Consider the following 19,561-nt stretch of genomic DNA (forward strand, 5'->3'; position numbering starts at 1 on the left):
AGTTGTACTTTTGTATCCGTTTATAAATTGAAATTTTTTTCTTATGAATTCATATGATGTAGCAGTAATTGGATCGGGTCCTGGTGGGTACGTGGCAGCAATAAGATGTGCGCAATTAGGAATGAAAACTGCATTAATCGAAAAATACTCAACCTTAGGTGGTACATGCTTAAATGTAGGTTGTATACCAAGTAAGGCCTTATTAAGTTCTTCACACCATTATGAGGAGGCTACAAAGCATTTTGAGGAGCATGGTATAGAGGTTCCTGGAGAAGTAAAAGTGAATTTAGAGAAAATGATTGCTCGTAAACAAGCCGTTGTTGACCAGACTACGGGTGGTATTGACTTCTTAATGAAGAAGAATAATATAGACGTTTATGAAGGTTTAGGATCGTTTGTTGATGCCACACATATTAAGATAGAAGGAAAAGATTCAGGTGAAATTGAAGCTAAAAATATAATCATTGCCACAGGAAGTAAGCCTAGTAATCTACCATTTATTGAGTTAGATAAAGAGCGTATTATCACTTCTACAGAAGCTTTAAAATTAAAAGAAGTACCAAAACATATGATTGTTATTGGTGGTGGAGTAATAGGTCTAGAACTCGGGCAGGTCTATTACAGACTTGGAGCTGAAGTTACTGTTGTAGAATATATGGATAGAATATTACCTACGATGGATGCAGGTTTATCAAAAGAACTCAATAAAGTCTTTAAGAAAGCCAAGTGCAAAATGATGATGTCTCACAAAGTTCAATCTGTCGAAAGAAAAGGAGATGAAGTCATTGTAAAGGCAGAGAATAAGAAAGGGGAGTTGGTTGAGTTTAAAGGTGATTATTGTTTAGTATCAGTAGGTCGTCGACCATATACAGATGGGCTAAATGCTGAGGCAGCTGGTGTTAAAATTAACGATAGAGGACAGGTAGAAGTTAATGAGCATCTACAAACATCTACACCAAATATATATGCTATTGGAGATGTCGTAAGAGGTGCAATGCTTGCGCATAAAGCAGAAGAGGAAGGTGTATTTGTGGCTGAGACTATTGCTGGTCAGAAACCACATATCGATTACAATTTAATTCCAGGTGTTGTTTACACATGGCCAGAAGTTGCCGCTGTAGGTAAAACGGAAGAAGAGTTAAAAGCAGAAAATAAAGAATATAAAGTTGGCCAATTTCCATTTAGAGCCTTAGGTAGAGCAAGAGCAAGCGGAGATATTGATGGTTTTGTAAAAATACTTGCAGATAAAACTACAGATGAGGTTCTAGGTGTACATATGATTGGTGCACGTTGTGCCGATTTAATAGCAGAAGCAGTAACAGCAATGGAGTTTAGAGCATCTGCTGAAGATATTTCTAGATATTCACATGCACATCCAACATTTGCAGAAGCTGTAAAAGAAGCAGCGCTTGCAGCTACAGATGATAGAGCATTGCATGTTTAATCTCAATAATCTTAAAAAAAGCGGACAGAATTGTTCGCTTTTTTTATATCTAATTTTATGAAGTTTCGAATTGTCATCTTACTGAGCATCTTAGTTTGGTCTTGTGCGCCAAAACTAAAAAGCAGTATTGTTACAAGCTTTAATCCTCTCAATGAAGATGCGCTTATCGTTGTTTTAAAAATAGCTGATGATCAAACAATAGAAGGAGATTTGGTTGGTTCTGTAAAGGCCATTGATGGAGGCCTTTCTGTAAATTGCACATACTACGAAAATGTAAATAACCTCAAATCTATAGCAAGACAAAAAGGAGCTAATCTTCTAAAAATAACAAAAGAAAAACTACCTGATAAATGGAGTACTTGTACCAGATTATGGGCTAATTTATATAGGGTAGAGGATCCAAAATTTTATGAGAATCAGATAGAATGGAGCGCAGATCGAAAATTAACCTGGGATGATTTTAAAGGAGTACCAGATTTACAAAACTATCCAGATGCTTTGGCATTAACGAATTCTGGTTTTGGTTATGAATCTGGAATTAATATGTTTAAGGAGGGTAAAGTATTTGTACAAAGTACATTTAATACTAGAAGTAGTTGGGTTTTACCAGAAGGTAGAACGGACTATATCCTTAAACATGAGCAGATACATTTTGATATTACTGAAATATATTCAAGAAAACTAAGGAAGGAATTTGCAGATGCCAACATAAAGAATACTGACGTCAATAGAGCGAAAATAATTTTTGATAAGGTGTTTATGGAAATGCAAAAACGACAAGAAAAATACGATCGGGAAACAGCGCGTGGTGACAAAAAGGAAACTCAAGAAAATTGGGAAGCTATCGTAGAAATAGAGTTAGCTAAATACGCGTTTTACAAAAGTAATTAGCTTTAGTTAATCTCGCTTATAAGGTCATTTATCCGCAGCCGTTTGCTATAATCCTCTTCATTGACATCTCTAACAAAACAGTAGGCCGAAATTTCTTCATTCTTTACTTTTTGGGATAATTCTTCAACCTTAAAAGGACCAAATTCTTCAGAGTTTTCAATATAATAGAATTCGTGATTAACTATAACGTTACTGGCCTTCTTTTTATACTTCTCTTTTAAATAATCTTGTACATCCTCTACCGAGTTGACCTCATTTTCATAATTGGTAGTATTAATATACACAGCAAATTCTTGCTTGTCCTGGTGATTTAAGACTAATATATCATTATCCTCCTTAAAGTAGGCCTTTACATTAATTAAACCATCCTCAGTTTCTATTGAAAATACATTTTCTATATCTAAGACCCAAGATGTCGTTATAACTTGATTTTTTCTGGTGATTTCTAGAATATTGTCGTCCTTGAAAGTGTAGACAGATTTTTTATTGGATATACCATTAACCAATACCCATTTTTGATTAATAAAATGTGTATCGTGATGAATTTCGAAATCAAATGGTTTTAAATTGGGAATCGTTCTGTGCAGGTAATCTTCCATAATTAGGGCAAAATTGGGCTTACAATATGTTATTAGGGTCTCATTAAAGGTACTAATATTATGTTAGTCTTAATAGATTAACCACTATTCTTCGATAAATTACAGCATCTTTTCTTTCAGAGGAATTTCAAAATACCTTTAGTCTAAAAATATTAACACTTGTCGTTAATAACAATTTTAACATTTGTTAACTTTATATAAGATTGAAGATTAATTTGCAGTGTTATATCGAATGATTAATGGAAGAATTAACACTAACGACTCCAGCACTTTTATTTTCTGCAATTTCCCTAATAATGTTGGCCTATACCAATAGGTTTTTGGCGTATGCTGCCGTAATTAGAAATCTAAGTGAAAGGTACCTAGAAAAGCAAGAAGCTTCCTTAATCAGGCAAATTAATAATTTAAAATTACGCCTTCAACTAACGCGTTGGATGCAGATTTTTGGTATTGCAAGTTTACTTCTTTGTGTTTTGACTATGTTCTTAATTTACATAGATCAACATGTTATTGCTGTTTGGGTTTTTGGAGTGGCTTTGTTACTGTTAATCATGTCCTTAGCGTTTTTAATTTGGGAAATTCAAATTTCAACAAATGCATTGAAACATCACCTTGGTGATATAGAAAGTCAATATAAAGGGTAATTTTTTTAATTTTTTTTGTGACGGTTTAAAACAAAGTGTGTCTTAAATACAACGAACCAAAAATGCTAATAGACCAATTTTGACACCAACGGATGTTCATAACCTAACTGATGAAGCACTCGTAGAGGCCATTGTAAAAACCAATGACACATTGTTGTTTGAGGTGCTTTACGATAGATATGCCACTATGGTGTATAATAAGTGTTATGGATTTGCTAATGGTGTTGATGAAGCTAAAGATCTAACACAAGATGTATTTTTAAGAGTCTTCGTAAAACTTGGTAGTTTTAAAGGGAGATCAAAATTTTCTACTTGGTTGTATGCTTTTACATATAATCATTGTGTTAATTATGTGACCCGAAATACCGCCAAGAAAATTGAGAAGAAATCTGTAAGTTCTGATAGTATTGAAAACATTGGTGAAGATATTGATTCCACAAGAGAGTTTCAAAGCATGCGTGTTGAGAAGCTCAAAAAGGTTATGGATTTAATTTCGCCAGATGAGAAGATGATACTACTACTAAAGTATCAAGATAATTTAACGATTAAGGAATTATCTGATGCCTTAGATATTGGTGAGAGCGCAGTTAAAATGCGATTAAAGAGAGCAAAAGAAAAACTAGTACATAAGTACGATAACTATACGGCGAATGGATAATCCATTTAAACATATAAATCAGCCTTTAAAGGAAGTACCTGCAGAGCTTAAGAGTAAAGTAATGCACGATATTGCTATGGCAAAATTATTGATGGAGTTGGCAGAACTGTTTTCGTATAATCTTGGTTATATAATTGACAGTGTAAGTAAAAATAGAAAAGAATAATACCTAATAAACCCTGACTTAAATCTTATTAGTATGGAAAAAATGACAGAATTTAAAGATGTAATGCTAAAATCCTTAACCTCTATGTGGATGGAAATAACTAATGTGTTTCCTAACATTATTGGTGCATTAGTTGTTTTTATTGTTGGCTGGATTGTGACCAAAATAGTGGTGAGAGTTATTAAGAAAGTCCTTAAAGTAGCCAAGGTTGATAAGTTAGACGACAAACTCAACGAAATTGAAATTGTAGAAGGAAAAGAATTAAACTTCGATACCATTAAAATCGTTTCAAACTTTGTGAAATGGTTAATGTATATTGTTATTTTAATAACCGCCTCAGACATTTTAGGTTTAGAAATTATTTCGACTCAGATAAGTGAATTGTTAAGTTACTTACCACACTTATTCGCTGCCTTATTGATTTTTATCCTTGGTCTATTATTTGCAAATTTTGTAAAGAATGGTTTAAAGTCCTTGTTTGAGTCAATGGATCTATCAGGTGGTAAGATGATAAGCCAAGTTGTATTTTTTCTAATCTTAACTTTTATATCAATTACGGCACTTAATCAAGCAGGTATTGACACTTCAATAATCACGAATAATATTAATATGATTATTGCAGCCTTCTTACTAGCATTTGCTATTGCTTTTGGTCTTGGTGCTAAAGAAGTTGTTGGAAAGTTGCTTAAATCATTCTATGCACGTAAAACATACGAGGTAGGTCAAAAAATTGAATTTAATGATAAGATGTATACGGTAGAAGCTGTTGAAAGCATCTCTATTAAATTGAAAAATGATAACGGTATCTTAATTGTCCCGATAAACGATATTGTTGAAAATCAAGTGCAATTGCAGGACTAACTATAAGGTTAGGGTTATAGATTTTATGTTACATAAAATGCGGTCCTGCAGCACTTGGGATATAAGAATCTCTTCCGATTGGAAGAGATTTTTTTTATCTACGCTTTTTGTTACGTCGATTAAAATTTTTATCCCCTCGTGTTTTAGGCTTTTTATATTTCTTGGATATTTGGCGCTTGTAGGATCCTCCTAGATTAACCTTTTTGTTTTTGTCTTTCTTCTCATGAAAAGCTGGTCCAGGTTCGTCTTCTTGACTGCGTTTTATGGGATTATAGCGCTCTTTAATAACAGGACGTTCCTCTTTAATTAATTCATCTGAAATCGCAATACTACTTGGAAGTTCTTCATAATCAATTTCCAATTGCATTAGGGCTTCAATATTTTCTCTGAATTCTTGTTCTTTTTCTGTTGACAGTAAAATGGAGTGACCTTCCTTTTCAGCTCTACCAGTTCGTCCAATTCTATGCATATAGTTTTCTGGATATTCTGGTGTGTCAAAATTTATAACATGTGAAACATCATCAATATCTAGTCCACGTGCCATAACATCTGTTGCTACTAAAATTCTATGTTCTCCTTCGCTAAACTGTTCAATACTTCGTAAACGGTAGTTTTGTGTTTTATTAGAGTGAATAACACAGCACTCACCAGGAAAAAGCTCTTCCAGTTTATCAAATAGCAGATCTGCTAATCGTTTATAGCCTATAAAGATTAGAACTCTCGAAAAATTCTCACTGTCCTGTAGCAGATGCTCAAGGAGATTAATTTTTGTGTAAAAATTCGGTACGTCGTAACGTGTTTGGCTAATTTTTTCTAACGGTGTTCCAGAAACAGCAATCTGTATTTTTTCAGGTGAAATAAAGAAATCTCTAATAAGGTCATCAACCTCAGTGGTCATGGTAGCTGAAAACATAATATTCTGTCGGCGTTCTGGCAAAATATCAAAGATATTCATCAGTTGATGTCTAAAACCAAGATCTAGCATCACATCGACTTCGTCAATAACTAATTTTTGTATTGACTTTAATTGTAAAACTCGGCTAACAGCTAAATCATAAAGTCGGCCAGGAGTAGCAACAATAATATCCAAACCCTGTGCTACGGCCTGCTTTTGTGTATTGATATTGGTACCACCATATACACCAAGTACACGATTATTAATGTATTTTGAAAGTTTTTCAATTTCTTCAACAACCTGTACAACAAGCTCACGTGTTGGGACTAATACAAGAACTCTTGGGTTTTCTTGTCGTGAATATTTCAAATGACGTAAAATAGGCAACATGTAAGCAAAGGTCTTACCAGTACCAGTTTGAGCAATTCCGACGATATCCTTACCAGAGGCTACAACATTAAATGCTTCTTGCTGAATAGTAGTAGGAGCTACAAAGCCTAAATCATTTAATGCATTATATAGTGGTGTGTTAAGATTTAAGTCTCTAAAAGTCATGGAAGTCATCTCCGATTTTGTGCAAAACTACCATTTAAAATTCACCTAGACTAAATGACCTTTGTCAATTTCAATACTGTAAGTCGCTTTGTAAGTTGATTTTGGTGCTAATTCAATGATTCCTTCCTTTTCAGTAAGTTCTTGTGTTGTATGAATAGAATCAGCAATACCTTGCCATGGTTCTATACATACATAGGGAGCATTTGGTTTGGCCCAAATTCCTAAATAGTCAAACCCATCAAATTTAAGGGTGAGGACTGTGCCTTTTGAACTATGCTTTAGAAACACACTCTTAGAATTTAAGTCTTTAAATACTAAGGCATCCTCATTAAATAAATCTGGTCTAAGCTTAATGGTATTGACAGAAGAAAATACTGGTTTTGTATTGTCTGTAACGAGACCAGAAGTAAGATCTAAAAGGTATGATTCGCTTTGTTCGGGTTTTTCAAATTCCAGACTATAATCCGAATAATTTTCCTCATGAGGTAAAGGACAATTAAAGGCAGGATGTCCACCAAGTGAAAAATAGATATTGTCAGTATCTAAATTTTCAACCTCATGATGAACAATTAGCGTATCATCCTTTAGTTCGTATGATATTTTAAACCGAAAATCAAAAGGATATATTTCTTTTAATTCTGCGTTAGAATTTAATATGAATTCAATTCGAGTATCAGATAATTTATTGACTTCAAAATCTTCGTTATGTCTTACAAATCCATGTTTTGGCATGTTATAACTTTTACCTTTATAGTTATAACGTCCTGCTTTCATCATACCAATAATTGGAAATAAATTAGGTGCGTGGCTACCCCAAACTGATGGATCTGCTTGCCACATAAATTCCTTATCAGAGTGAATGGATTTTATACTGCACAATTCGGCACCTTTGTGCTTAATCCCTATTTTTAGCCTATCATTTTCTAAGTGATACATCGTCATTTTTTTTATGAAATATACAATGGAATAAGTATTCTCATTATTTTTACAATAATTATTTGTCTATTGAGAACAACCCATACTTATGCCCTTGCTGATCCAGTTCAATTTAAGCAAAATCTTTTATTTTGGAGCCAACAATATTATGAGATCGTATGGCTAGATTCTAATAACTACAAGGATAAATATGGTAAATATGATGCTGTTTTAGCAGTAGATGCCTTTACAAGTTTACAGACAGATCATTTTAACGCTTTTAACGATCTACAAGAGTATCAATCTCGAGTAAATGACTGGATTTTTGGCTACCTCACTTATGATTTAAAAAATAGCTTGGAGGATTTAAAATCTGAAAATTATGATGGTCTAGGATTTCCTGATTTGTATTTTTTTCAACCGAAAAAACTATTTCTACTCAAAGATGATAAGATTACGATCTCTTATTTAAAAATGGTCGATGACGAATTGGAGTTTGATTATAAGACAATAAAAGATTTTGAGATTATGGAAGCAATTCATCTAAATGAGCCAATTAAAATAAAGTTGCGTATTCATAAGGATGAGTATTTTGAGAAAGTAGAAGAGATGTTGAAACATATTCAACATGGCGACATTTATGAGGCAAATTTTTGTCAAGAGTTTTATTCTGAAGATTGTGATTTAAATCCTCAAGAAACATTCATTAAACTCAATACTATCTCCAAACCACCATTTGCAACTTTTCTTAGACTAGAGGACAAATACTTAATGTCTGCATCTCCTGAACGATATATTAAAAAGCAAGGAAATAAGGTTATTTCTCAACCAATTAAAGGAACTGCAAAGCGTTCGGCTAATTCTGACGAGGATGAAAAACTGGCATTAGAATTGAGCCAGAATGAAAAGGAGCGAAGTGAGAATATTATGATTGTAGATTTAGTCCGCAATGATTTATCACATACCGCCAAGAAAGGTAGTGTTAAAGTAGAGGAGCTATGTAAGGTTTATTCATTTTTGCAGGTGCATCAAATGATTTCGACTGTTTCTTCGGAAGTTTCAGATGATATTTCACCAATTGAACTTCTTAAAACAACTTTTCCTATGGGTAGTATGACTGGAGCACCAAAAATTTCAGCCATGAAGATTATTGAGAAATTAGAAGAATCAAAACGCGGGCTGTATTCTGGTAGTGCGGGCTACTTTGAGCCTAATGGCGATTTTGATTTTAATGTCATTATCCGAAGTATTCTTTACAACAGTAGTCAACGCTATGTATCATATTCTGTTGGTAGTGCTATCACAGCCAAGAGTGACCCTCTATTAGAATATGAAGAGTGCCTTGTAAAAGCAAAGGCGATGCGAGAGGTCCTTGAGAACTAGTTTCTATTCAAGATGACTTCTAAAACTACGTTTTACTCTATCAAAAATTAGAGCAACACGTTCTGTAGTAATATGCTTAATCTTTGCAATGTCATCAAAGTCTAAATTTCCAAAGACATATAAATCTACAATATTAGAGATATTTATAGGGAGCCAATTGTAAAACCGTCCAAATACTTTTGGTGATTCGCTTGGTGATAAATCTTCAAGTTCAAAGGCACGTAGCATAGAGGCTTCCTTGTCCTCATACAGATATAAATGATTACTATGGTTTTGGTTATAAGAAATATCACTTAATTCTGTATTAAGTATCAAATCCAAATCTGCGTCTACAGTAAAGTCTTCACCTAATTTTGACAATTCATCCTTTAAAATAGAATCTGTGCTAATGGTTTTCTTATGATAAGCTTCTTTTTTAAAGAGTTCATTCATATAATTATCGACAAGCTTAAATAGCTCAAGTTTTACAGCCATTCTCTCGGCTTCAATATTAAAACCACTACTGTAGAGTTTAATAATACACTCGTCTATTATACCATTAGAAGAATACATGTTCTTTGGTAAGATGCCTGTGGTTTCAGCAATATAAATGCGGTGTTTAACATAAGGATGTAAATGAGGTACTGCAGATAAGACCTTTTTATCAAAGGATGATTGTGCAGATTTTGACGATAATTCTTTAAATGTGCTCATAACCTATTATTTATGTTTCATTAAAGCTATTAATAAAGCTTCTGAAATAATATGACAATTGTCATTTTGGTATTTGCACTAGTAGATACAGGGCATCAATATTGTATATTTACAGCATGCAAGAGGTATTTAAAAATCAGATAGAATCAGATTTTAGTTTTATGACAAAATCGCGCTGTATACTGGCAATTTCAGGAGGTATTGATAGTGTTGTGTTGACTTATCTATTGCATGATTTAAATATAGATTTTGCACTTGCCCATTGCAATTTTAATCTTAGAGGACAAGAAAGTGATGAAGATGAAGACTTCGTTTTAGAATTGGCAGAACGATTTGATAAAGAGGTATTTGTTCAGAGCTTCGATACTAAAGATTATGCAAGAGAGCATAAATGTTCCATTCAGATGGCAGCACGGGAGTTACGGTATACCTGGTTTAATGAATTGGCCAATCAACTCAAATTTGATTATATCATTACCGCGCATCATGCAGACGATAATCTAGAGACGTTTTTAATTAATTTTTTGCGTGGAACAGGGATCAATGGGTTAACAGGCATTCCTGCTATTAACGACAATATTCTACGGCCATTACTCAACTTTAGCCGAGAGTCTATTGAGGCTTATGCTAAAACCAATACCATAAAATGGCGAGAAGATAGTAGTAATTCACAACGAAAGTATTTACGTAATAAGCTGAGGCAAGAGGTTATTCCGACACTAAAGGAAATCAACCCAAATCTGCTCTCAAGTTTCAAAAACACTTTAGAAAATTTAAATGATACAGCAGATATAGTTGAGGAAAGTCTCAATGCAGTTGCAAAGCGCGCAATAGTAGAGATAAATGAGGATTTTGTAACCTACAAGATTTCTGAGTTTAAGAAGGTTAACAATTCAAAAGCCTATCTGTTTGAGATGTTTAAGGATTACGGATTTACAGAGTGGAATGATGTGGTCGATCTTTTGGAGACTGAAACTGGTAAATTTGTAGTTTCAAATACGCATAAACTGACCAAGCATCGCGAATTTTTAATTCTCTCAGGTATAGATGAGATTAAAAGTGAAAAGACTGCTGTTGAAATTAACCAAGGTGAAACCAGTATTGAAACTCCAATCGGTCGTTTAAGGGTCACTCAAGTAACTGATTTAGATGATAACGGTAAAAACGCAGTTTTTGTTGAGGGTTCAAAACTTAACTATCCATTATCATTGAGGTTATGGCAAAAAGGAGATTTTTTCTATCCTTTAGGAATGAAGGGGAAAAAGAAAGTTAGTAAATATTTAAAGGACGAAAAATTAACTCCAATAGAAAAGGCTAATACTTGGGTATTAACGTCTGGTGAGCAAATTGTTTGGGTGGTTGGTAGACGAGGTGCTGAGAATTATAAAGTAAATAAATCGTCAAATCAAATTATTAAAATAGAACTACTTTGATCGTAAGAGGAAACATAGTAGACATTCTAAACCGAAGGATTTTTAAAGGTGAAGTAAAAGTCGAAAACGGTAAGATTAAACATATTAGAGAGAAAGATTGCCAAGAGGACCATTATATTTTACCAGGATTTATAGATGCACACATTCATATTGAAAGTTCTATGCTGGTTCCTTCAGAGTTCGCAAAGGTTGTTGTGAAACATGGAACTGTAGCGACCGTTTCTGATCCACATGAAATAGCAAATGTTTTAGGTATAGAAGGTGTAGAGTTTATGATTCATAATGGTAAGCAGACACCATTTAAATTCAACTTTGGTGCGCCGTCTTGCGTCCCAGCAACAGCATTCGAATCTGCCGGAGCAGTGATTGATTCTGAAGGTATAAAGCAATTAATGGCGAATCCTGATATTCGATATCTGGCCGAAATGATGAATTATCCTGGTGTGATTTTCAACGACAAAGAAGTATTAAAAAAGATTCAATGGGCTAGGCACTATAATAAACCTGTAGATGGCCATGCGCCTGGGTTAAGAGGTGAAGATCTTTGCACGTATATTAATGCGGGAATAAGTACAGACCACGAGTGCTTTACCTATGAAGAAGGTTTAGAGAAGCTTCAAAAAGGTATGAAAGTGCTTATTAGAGAAGGCAGTGCAGCCAAGAACTTTAATGCATTAATTGACTTAGTTGATGATTACTATGAAAGTATGATGTTTTGTAGTGATGATAAGCATCCAGATGACCTATTGGTAAGTCATATTAACGCATTGTGTGCAAGAGCACTAGGTTTAGGCAAAGATCTTTTTAATATTTTGCAAATGGCCTGTATTAATCCTGCAAGGCATTATAATCTCGATGTTGGTCTTATGCAAGTTGGTGACCACGCTGATTTTATAATTGTTGAAGATTTAAGAGCTTTTAAAACACTCCAAACTTTTATAGATGGCGAAGAAGTTTTTGCTCACGGCATTTCTAAGATAAAATCAGTTGAATTTGACATCCTAAATAACTTCAAGGTTAATCCTAAAAAGAAATCTGATTTTCAAATTAAGTCTTCGGCTAAAAAGATAAGAGTTATCGAATGTTTAGATGGTGAGTTAATTACTAACGAATGTATTGAACCTGCCACCATTGTTAATGGGTGTCTTGAATCTAATGTCGATAACGATATATTAAAAATGACGGTTGTTAATCGTTATAAGGAAGCAACACCTTCATTGGCCTTCATTAAGAATTTTGGTCTAAAGGAAGGTGCAATCGCCTCATCAGTAGGACATGACTCTCATAATATCATTGCTGTAGGTGTTTCGGACGAGGCCATTTGTGAAGCGGTGAACTTATTAATTGAAAACAAGGGTGGTATTTGTGCTGTTTCAGAATCAACTGAATTAGTTGTGCCTTTGCCAGTAGCTGGTATTATGAGCGATAAGAACGCAGAAAGTATTGGTGATGCTTATGCTAGTTTAGATCATATGGCAAAACAAATGGGTTGCAAACTTAATGCACCATATATGAGTCTCTCTTTTATGGCACTTTTGGTAATCCCTTCATTAAAATTATCAGATAAAGGATTGTTTAATGGTAATACCTTTCAATTTACCAATTTAGAAGTCTCTTAACATTTCCTTCAAACTTTTATAGTCTCAATCAATTATCTTTAGGCTTTTCAAAATCCAACCATATTATGCTTAAAAACATTCTTTTTGTTGCAGTACTTGCAATTGCTTTAACCAGTTGTAAAAAAGTAAATAAATCAGTTTCAGTAGGTGATGTAAAAATTGAGTTAGAAGAAAATTTTCCACAAGAAAACTACACCAAAAAAGAGGTGATGATAGAAATGCGCGATGGCATTAAACTTCACACTACGATTTATTCACCAAAAGATACATCTAAAGACTATCCTATATTATTAAAACGTACACCTTACAGCTGTCGTCCATATGGTGAAAATGAGTTCCCAAGTAAGGTTGGTCCAAATCCATACCTTATGGAGGAAGGCAATATTATGGTTTACCAAGATGTAAGAGGACGCTGGAATAGCGAAGGCGTTTATGATAATATGAGAGCTTATATACCGAATAAAACTGGTAATCAGACAGATGAAGCTAGTGATACCTACGATACTATAGAATGGTTAGTAAATAATGTAGAACACAATAATGGTAATGTCGGTGTTTATGGTATTTCTTACCCAGGTTTTTATGCTACGTATTCTTTACTTGACGCGCATCCTGCACTTAAGGCGGTTTCACCACAAGCTTGTATTGGTGATTTCTTTTTCGATGATTTTATTCATAATGGCGCATACCTTTTGAGTTATTGGAGAGCTACTTCAGTATTTGGGTATATGAAGGAAGAACCAACAACGGAGGCTTGGTATGAGTTTCCAGATATAGGTACTGAAGATCAGTATCAGTTTTTCTTAGATCACATGCCATTGAGCAAGCTAGATAAATACTATGGTGATGATAATGTGTTTATGGAACAATTAAAAACACATGTCACTTATGATGAATTTTGGCAAAGTAGAGGGATTATTCAGCATCTTAAAGACATTAAACCAGCAACAATGATTGTAGGTGGGCAATTTGATGCTGAAGATTTATATGGTCCTTACAACACCTATGAAAGTATAGAAGAAAATAGTGATAATTATAATGCCTTGGTATTTGGTCCTTGGAGCCATGGTGATTGGGCTAGAGCACGAGAGCGTCAAGTTATTGGGAATATTCATTTTGGTGATGGGATATCCGATTATTTTCAAAAGAATATAGAAACTAAATTCTTCAACCATTTCCTTAAAGGAGAAGCTAATGGCAGTACAGGTCTACCAGAAGCTCATATGTTTGATACTGGTAAGAAAGAATGGCAATCTTTTGAGAGCTGGCCACCAGCTAACGTAAAGAAAGAAAGCTTCTATTTACAAACGGGAGAGCAATTGACAATGCAGTCAGCGTCAACTTCAGATTCATCAAACTTTATTAGTGATCCTAAAAAACCGGTACCTTATTCTGAAGATATTAAAGTGGTGTTTACACCAAGAAAATTTATGACCGATGATCAAAGATTTGCTTCAAGGAGACCAGATGTGTTAACTTTTGAAACTAAAGTTTTAGAAGAGGATATCACATTAGCGGGTGAGATTTTGACTAAGCTTAATGTATCTACAACTGGTACTGCTGCAGACTGGATTGTAAAATTGGTAGATGTATTCCCTGCAGAGACTGAGAATACAGATGATGTACAAGATCATTTAAAGCTCAGCAACTATCATATGATGGTAAGAAGCGAAACACTGAGAGGACGTTTTAGAAACAGTATGACTAATCCAGAACCTTTTGTACCTAACCAGAAAACAGCTGTTAATTTAAAGCTACAGGATGTATTCCATACCTTTAAGAAAGGACATAAAATACAAATACAAGTTCAAAGTACATTCTTCCCTTATATCGATGCGAATCCTCAAACTTATGTAGATAATATTTTTGAAGCAAAGGAGGAAGATTTTAAAGCTCAAACACATAAAGTATATAATGATTCTTCAGTAGAGTTCACTGTTTTGAAATAATAGGCTATGCCAGTACTCGACTCTAACTATAAACCACCTTTTTGGGCTAAGAAGAGCTTTGTATCTACTGTTTTTTCTGGCTTAGCGAGGCAGGTAAAGGGTTTAGAGCAACAAAGAGAACGTCTAGAACTAGAGGATGGTGATTTCCTTGATTTAGATTGGAGTTATGCATCAACAACCTCTAATAAGGTTATTATCTTATTGCATGGATTAGAAGGCCATGCACAACGTCCTTACGTGACTGGACCAGCAAAATTATTTAATGATAATGGTGTGGATGCTTGCACTGTTAATTTTAGAGGATGCAGTGGCGAACCTAACAGATTGTACAGAAGTTATCACTCTGGTGCTACAGAAGATTTAGATTCTGTCATCAACCATATTTTAAATAAGGATCATTATCAAGAAATTTACATTAAGGGTATAAGTCTCGGTGCGAATATGGCCTTAAAGTATGCTGGAGAACGCGACGAAACGCCAAAAGAATTAAAGGCTATTATCGCAGTTTCTGCACCTTGTAGTTTAAAAGGTTCTTGTGATGCGCTGTTGAGTTTAAGGAATAAGCATTATGCGATTCGATTTTTAGACCATCTAAAGAAAAAATTGAAACCAAAACTGACGCAATTCCCTGATAAATTGACGATTAATGATTTTAATTCAATTAAAACTTTAATTGATTTTGACCATGTCTATACCTCTAAAGCGCATGGTTTTAAAGATGCATTTGATTATTATGACAGGGCAAGTAGTCTACAATTTTTACCAAATATAAAAGTACCTTCGTTAATTATAAATGCCTTAAACGACTCCTTTTTAACGGCATCATGTTACCCAGTAAAGGAAGCCAAAAACAATTCTCAACTCTTTTTAGAAATGCCAAAATATGGTGGTCATGTTGGGTTTATAGATAAGAACAATATCTACTATAACGAGCGTAGAGCCTTAGCGTTTGTAAATCAACTTTAATTTGTAGTTTTAGGCAAATTAATCTTCATGCTCAAAAAAGTTTTTGCCAGTGCCGTTTTTGGTGTTGAGGCTTCCACAGTAACTGTTGAAGTTAATGTAGATAAAGGAATTGGATATCATCTCGTAGGGCTTCCCGATAACGCAATAAAAGAGAGTAATTACAGAATTGCTGCAGCACTTCAAAACAATGGTTACCGCATTCCTGGTAAAAAGATTACCATTAATATGGCACCTGCAGATTTACGTAAGGAAGGTTCAGCCTATGATCTTACGCTTGCGATTGGTATTCTATCAGCTTCAGACCAAATAAAAGCAGAAAATTTAGAAGAGTATTTAATAATGGGCGAATTGTCCTTAGATGGCAGTCTTCAACCAATAAAAGGAGCATTGCCTATTGCAGTAAAAGCAAGAGAAGAAGGATTTAAAGGATTTATACTACCAAAACAAAATGCTAAAGAAGCGGCCATCGTTAATGATCTAAAAGTATATGGTGTTGACAATATTAAGGAGGTTATAGATCATTTTGATAAAGGTGAATTAATAGATGAGGTTATTGTAAATACGCGAGAAGAGTTTTATAAAAATCTTGATTTTCCAGAGTTTGATTTTGCCGATGTAAAAGGACAGGAAAGTATAAAACGCTGTATGGAAATTGCGGCAGCAGGTAGTCATAATATTATTTTAATTGGTCCTCCAGGTTCAGGTAAAACGATGTTAGCGAAGCGCCTTCCTAGTATTTTACCACCAATGACTTTGCATGAAGCGCTTGAAACTACTAAGATCCATTCCGTTGTCGGAAGGGTACAGGCCAATTCGGGTCTTATGTCTCAACGTCCTTTTAGAAGCCCACATCATACCATTTCTAATGTTGCACTTGTGGGAGGAGGAAGTTACCCACAACCAGGCGAAATATCCTTATCACATAATGGCGTGTTGTTCTTAGATGAATTACCTGAGTTTAAGCGTGAAGTACTCGAAGTAATGCGTCAACCCTTAGAAGATCGAGAAGTGACAATATCACGAGCTAAATTTACAGTAACTTACCCATCATCCTTTATGTTGGTGGCAAGTATGAATCCTAGTCCGGGAGGTTATTTTAATGATCCTGATGCACCTGTTACTTCTAGTCCTGCTGAAATGCAAAGGTATTTGAGTAAGATATCTGGTCCTTTGTTAGACCGAATTGATATTCATATTGAGGTAACTCCCGTCCCTTTTGAAAAGCTTTCAGATGATAGAAAGGGTGAATCTTCGGTAGAAATACGTAAACGTGTAACCGAAGCGAGAGATATTCAGACAGCGCGTTTTAAGGCGTTGGAGCATATTCATTACAACGCGCAAATGAATACCAAACAAATTAGAGCATATTGTAAATTAGATGAAGCCTCTTTAGCCTTACTAAAATCAGCTATGGAACGTCTTAACCTTTCTGCAAGGGCTTATGATAGAATCCTAAAAGTAGCCAGGACTATTGCTGATCTAGAAAAATCTGAACATGTTAACGGTTCTCATATCAGTGAGGCTATACAATATCGTAGTCTAGACCGTGAAGGATGGTTAGGCTAATGCGCCTTAGTCTCTAAGAAAGTAATTTACCGTAGTTCCATCACCAGTGTTGTGCTCCCATTCAAAGCGCAGTTCTGGGCCAACTATAAAACTGTAACTTTTAGAGGCCATTGTACCATTCTCATCTGGTTCAAAAGCCATAATAGTGCCAGGTCGTGTTAAATCCATATACCTGTTCTCACCAATAGGTAGCAACTCTACTTTTGGTAATTCAGACTCTTCGTTTTTTCGTTTGTAGAAGAACTTATTGTCTTCAATCCAAAAATTCCGTGGACCATAACTCCCTACAAAACTTTCATTTTGTTCTAAAATAACTTCGGGTGTATTGTCCTTTAGATACTTAAGGTATAAGATCATGTTTTGAAGGTAGGCATGCTTAGGATTATTTTCTGAAGCTATTTCATACAAGCTTAAGGCATCATCATAGTTATTATTGTCAAATGCTTCATGTGCCTTTAGGATAGCTTCATCTTCCTTCCAATACCAATACGAATAGGTGTTGGTATAATCTAAAATTTGAAATTTAACACCAATAGGCTTCTCGTTTTCAGCCAAAATTAGGTCATACCTATAGGTAACGTCATTGATAAAACCACTTACCAAAGTATTTTCTCCTGCAGGTAGCAAGGCATACATGCTCTGATGCTTTACATATTGAATAACTCTGTTATTCTCTATCCAATATTTATGAATCTGCTCATTAAATCCAGAGCGATACGTACCTTCAAACTTTTTAAATTTTGAGATGTCGTAATCATTGGTTTTTAGATAAGCCAAAGCAGTATCGTACACCTGAGCTCTTCGACTAAAATCGGTGTAGATGGTTTCAATATCGTCTAGTAATGATTCTGCTAGTTTATGCTCTCCTTGAAACAGTAAGGGTTGTAATTTAAATACTTTTAGATTGGGACTTAAGATCTCATATTTTTCAATGGCCTCTATAAGCATATCGTCATGACCGCTCACCATTGAGGCAGTTGCTAAATTTACACCTGTATCCGGACTTTGATCAATTTCAAATAGGGTTGAGGCGGTATCAAAATATTGTTCAGTCTGTTTTGTTTCGCCATAAATGCTATAAAGCACGTCATTATAAAACTCATTGTGTGGGTCGACTTCCAATTGTAATTTCACTTGCTCTAGGGCGTCATCGTAATTTCCATAGGCGAGATTACGTTGTATATAAACTTCCAATTGTTTTTGCAGTGGTAGACGACTACGGCTATTATAAGCTTTATCCGCTAAATCTTGTACTTCTAATTGTCCACGACTTATCCTTAAGGTGCGTTTGGCATATTCTAAGTAGGCCAGCGCAAAATTCTTATCTATAGCCACAGCTTTACTGTAATTACCATCAATAAACTCTCTAATCGCCTCTAAAGAGTTACTCATAAACTCATTAATAGGATAATCGAGATAACGCAGTTGCTGGGTTTCTACAAAACCAGAATTTTCGACTATAAATACAGAGGCTTCGTCAATTAAAGATAAAAACTGATCACCTGTAAATGTTGTCTGTGCAATCACCTTTCCATTCGTTGATTTTCGTTTAAAGATGTTAAGGGAATAGGTGTCACCATCAACATCGAACTCACCATCGATATAAAAATCATTAAAGAGTGAGGCCTCAGAGATTTTATAGGATGTTCGCGTTATATGCGAAAAATCTGGACTTATACTTTTATTCTGCACTAGGTCTTCTTCCAGAAGTCTCCCAATACCGTATTCCATCCAATCCTTGGTATCATCACCACTCAGGTTTTTAAATCCATAAATAGGAATACCTATTCTAAATTCTTCTTTTGTAATGGTTTTACTCTGCTGTATACCTTCCTCGTCGGTATAATTGATTTGCTTGGTTGTAGCACCAAGATCGCTATTGCCAAAACCAAAATAGAGGACGACAATGAGTAGAATAACATTTAATGGAATAATTATTTTTTCGCGAAGCTTCAGTATGCGTTGACTAATACGCTCTTGATTATAGAAAAATATGAGTAATGATGGGCTAATACCAATAAAGAACCAAAGTAGAATATCCACCCAGTGTGGTGATATATCATAACGCTTTAAAATCCACTCAAAGAACTGTAGAAAGGTCCAAGCCGCTACCAAATACGCAGCGAAGAACTGAAGTGTCTTAATCCATTTTTTCTTGGTATTTCCCTTAGGCATAACCTATTGTAAGTTGTTTTTTGATGATGTCTTATGAGTTGTTGTAAGATAAATAATATAAATTAATCTTAAGTTAATCAAATCAAAAAAACAGTGAATTCTTTTAATTTTCAAGAAACACGGCAATTGTTGTATTTTACGATTGAAAT

At 34.6% G+C, this 19,561-nt stretch carries 17 protein-coding genes; 12 read left to right on the forward strand and 5 right to left on the reverse strand.

What is annotated here, in order from left to right:
* The first annotated feature begins 43 nt into the window (after window positions 1-43).
* Both lpdA and ACRHOC_RS05330 read left to right on the forward strand, forming a co-directional pair.
* Complete coding sequence (gene lpdA / locus ACRHOC_RS05325; protein ID WP_431157554.1) at window positions 44-1,444, forward strand: dihydrolipoyl dehydrogenase; 1,401 nt, start codon at window positions 44-46, stop codon at window positions 1,442-1,444.
* 57 nt (window positions 1,445-1,501) lie between these two features.
* Window positions 1,502-2,335: a DUF922 domain-containing protein gene (locus ACRHOC_RS05330; protein WP_431157555.1), complete on the forward strand. Its 834-nt coding sequence runs from the start codon at window positions 1,502-1,504 to the stop codon at window positions 2,333-2,335.
* A gap of 2 nt (window positions 2,336-2,337) precedes the next feature.
* Here the strand turns inward: ACRHOC_RS05330 and ACRHOC_RS05335 are convergent, their stop codons facing one another.
* A complete protein-coding gene (locus ACRHOC_RS05335; RefSeq protein ID WP_431157556.1) occupies window positions 2,338-2,934 on the reverse strand; it encodes a hypothetical protein in 597 nt (198 codons plus the stop codon).
* 239 nt (window positions 2,935-3,173) lie between these two features.
* Here ACRHOC_RS05335 and ACRHOC_RS05340 point away from each other — a divergent pair, with 239 nt between their 5' ends.
* From ACRHOC_RS05340 to ACRHOC_RS05355, 4 genes are all read left to right on the forward strand, one after another.
* Window positions 3,174-3,578, forward strand: a complete 405-nt coding sequence (locus ACRHOC_RS05340; RefSeq protein WP_431157557.1) for a DUF2721 domain-containing protein — start codon at window positions 3,174-3,176, stop codon at window positions 3,576-3,578.
* A gap of 79 nt (window positions 3,579-3,657) precedes the next feature.
* Window positions 3,658-4,236, forward strand: a complete 579-nt coding sequence (locus ACRHOC_RS05345; RefSeq protein WP_431157558.1) for an RNA polymerase sigma factor — start codon at window positions 3,658-3,660, stop codon at window positions 4,234-4,236.
* Window positions 4,229-4,402, forward strand: a complete 174-nt coding sequence (locus tag ACRHOC_RS05350; protein WP_431157559.1) for a hypothetical protein — start codon at window positions 4,229-4,231, stop codon at window positions 4,400-4,402. Before ACRHOC_RS05345 ends, ACRHOC_RS05350 begins: the two co-directional genes overlap by 8 nt.
* Before the next feature lie 33 nt (window positions 4,403-4,435).
* A complete protein-coding gene (locus ACRHOC_RS05355; protein ID WP_431157560.1) occupies window positions 4,436-5,263 on the forward strand; it encodes a mechanosensitive ion channel family protein in 828 nt (275 codons plus the stop codon).
* Between the two features lie 94 nt (window positions 5,264-5,357).
* On the opposite strand, the gene ACRHOC_RS05360 is transcribed toward ACRHOC_RS05355, so the two are convergent.
* Window positions 5,358-6,713 (reverse strand): DEAD/DEAH box helicase, encoded by a 1,356-nt coding sequence (locus tag ACRHOC_RS05360; RefSeq protein ID WP_431157561.1) that lies wholly within the window; start codon window positions 6,711-6,713, stop codon window positions 5,358-5,360.
* A 45-nt stretch (window positions 6,714-6,758) separates the two neighbouring features.
* Window positions 6,759-7,649 (reverse strand): aldose 1-epimerase family protein, encoded by an 891-nt coding sequence (locus tag ACRHOC_RS05365; protein WP_431157562.1) that lies wholly within the window; start codon window positions 7,647-7,649, stop codon window positions 6,759-6,761.
* Window positions 7,650-7,718: 69 nt separating this feature from the next.
* Between ACRHOC_RS05365 and ACRHOC_RS05370 the strand changes: the two genes are divergently transcribed.
* The gene (locus ACRHOC_RS05370; protein WP_431157563.1) at window positions 7,719-9,011 is read left to right on the forward strand and encodes an anthranilate synthase component I family protein; all 1,293 of its coding nucleotides are present in this window, start codon (window positions 7,719-7,721) and stop codon (window positions 9,009-9,011) included.
* Between the two features lie 3 nt (window positions 9,012-9,014).
* Here ACRHOC_RS05370 and ACRHOC_RS05375 read toward each other — a convergent pair whose 3' ends face one another.
* Window positions 9,015-9,704, reverse strand: a complete 690-nt coding sequence (locus ACRHOC_RS05375) for a hypothetical protein (RefSeq protein ID WP_431157564.1) — start codon at window positions 9,702-9,704, stop codon at window positions 9,015-9,017.
* Window positions 9,705-9,820: 116 nt separating this feature from the next.
* Between ACRHOC_RS05375 and tilS the strand changes: the two genes are divergently transcribed.
* The 5 genes from tilS to ACRHOC_RS05400 all read left to right on the forward strand — a co-directional run bounded on the left by tilS (window position 9,821) and on the right by ACRHOC_RS05400 (window position 17,237).
* Entirely contained in the window at window positions 9,821-11,137 is a 1,317-nt protein-coding gene (gene tilS, locus ACRHOC_RS05380) for a tRNA lysidine(34) synthetase TilS (RefSeq protein WP_431157565.1), read from the forward strand.
* Entirely contained in the window at window positions 11,134-12,756 is a 1,623-nt protein-coding gene (gene ade, locus ACRHOC_RS05385) for an adenine deaminase (RefSeq protein ID WP_431157566.1), read from the forward strand. The genes tilS and ade overlap by 4 nt, the downstream gene beginning before the upstream one ends.
* 65 nt (window positions 12,757-12,821) lie before the next feature.
* Complete coding sequence (locus ACRHOC_RS05390; protein WP_431157567.1) at window positions 12,822-14,705, forward strand: CocE/NonD family hydrolase; 1,884 nt, start codon at window positions 12,822-12,824, stop codon at window positions 14,703-14,705.
* A 6-nt stretch (window positions 14,706-14,711) separates the two neighbouring features.
* Window positions 14,712-15,671 carry a YheT family hydrolase gene (locus ACRHOC_RS05395; RefSeq protein ID WP_431157568.1) on the forward strand — a complete coding sequence of 320 codons (960 nt, stop codon included), beginning with the start codon at window positions 14,712-14,714 and terminating at the stop codon, window positions 15,669-15,671.
* A gap of 27 nt (window positions 15,672-15,698) precedes the next feature.
* Window positions 15,699-17,237 (forward strand): YifB family Mg chelatase-like AAA ATPase, encoded by a 1,539-nt coding sequence (locus ACRHOC_RS05400; RefSeq protein ID WP_431157569.1) that lies wholly within the window; start codon window positions 15,699-15,701, stop codon window positions 17,235-17,237.
* Window positions 17,238-17,243: 6 nt separating this feature from the next.
* On the opposite strand, the gene ACRHOC_RS05405 is transcribed toward ACRHOC_RS05400, so the two are convergent.
* Window positions 17,244-19,412 (reverse strand): tetratricopeptide repeat protein, encoded by a 2,169-nt coding sequence (locus ACRHOC_RS05405; protein WP_431157570.1) that lies wholly within the window; start codon window positions 19,410-19,412, stop codon window positions 17,244-17,246.
* Between the last annotated feature and the right edge of the window lie 149 nt (window positions 19,413-19,561).

Origin of the sequence: Winogradskyella poriferorum (assembly GCF_050618035.1) — a bacterium.
GTDB classification, from domain to species: domain Bacteria; phylum Bacteroidota; class Bacteroidia; order Flavobacteriales; family Flavobacteriaceae; genus Winogradskyella; species Winogradskyella poriferorum_A.

Excerpts from the sequence above, each read along its gene's own strand:
- ACRHOC_RS05355 (WP_431157560.1), top strand. The coding sequence starts at position 4,436 with ATGGAAAAAATGACAGAATTTAAAGATGTAATGCTAAAATCCTTAACC.
- ACRHOC_RS05340 (WP_431157557.1), top strand. The coding sequence starts at position 3,174 with ATGGAAGAATTAACACTAACGACTCCAGCACTTTTATTTTCTGCAATT.
- ACRHOC_RS05375 (WP_431157564.1), bottom strand. The coding sequence starts at position 9,704 with ATGAGCACATTTAAAGAATTATCGTCAAAATCTGCACAATCATCCTTT.
- ACRHOC_RS05335 (WP_431157556.1), bottom strand. The coding sequence starts at position 2,934 with ATGGAAGATTACCTGCACAGAACGATTCCCAATTTAAAACCATTTGAT.
- lpdA (WP_431157554.1), top strand. The coding sequence starts at position 44 with ATGAATTCATATGATGTAGCAGTAATTGGATCGGGTCCTGGTGGGTAC.
- ACRHOC_RS05390 (WP_431157567.1), top strand. The coding sequence starts at position 12,822 with ATGCTTAAAAACATTCTTTTTGTTGCAGTACTTGCAATTGCTTTAACC.
- ACRHOC_RS05365 (WP_431157562.1), bottom strand. The coding sequence starts at position 7,649 with ATGTATCACTTAGAAAATGATAGGCTAAAAATAGGGATTAAGCACAAA.
- ACRHOC_RS05405 (WP_431157570.1), bottom strand. The coding sequence starts at position 19,412 with ATGCCTAAGGGAAATACCAAGAAAAAATGGATTAAGACACTTCAGTTC.
- ACRHOC_RS05330 (WP_431157555.1), top strand. The coding sequence starts at position 1,502 with ATGAAGTTTCGAATTGTCATCTTACTGAGCATCTTAGTTTGGTCTTGT.
- ACRHOC_RS05360 (WP_431157561.1), bottom strand. The coding sequence starts at position 6,713 with ATGACTTTTAGAGACTTAAATCTTAACACACCACTATATAATGCATTA.
- ACRHOC_RS05400 (WP_431157569.1), top strand. The coding sequence starts at position 15,699 with ATGCTCAAAAAAGTTTTTGCCAGTGCCGTTTTTGGTGTTGAGGCTTCC.
- ACRHOC_RS05395 (WP_431157568.1), top strand. The coding sequence starts at position 14,712 with ATGCCAGTACTCGACTCTAACTATAAACCACCTTTTTGGGCTAAGAAG.
- ACRHOC_RS05350 (WP_431157559.1), top strand. The coding sequence starts at position 4,229 with ATGGATAATCCATTTAAACATATAAATCAGCCTTTAAAGGAAGTACCT.
- tilS (WP_431157565.1), top strand. The coding sequence starts at position 9,821 with ATGCAAGAGGTATTTAAAAATCAGATAGAATCAGATTTTAGTTTTATG.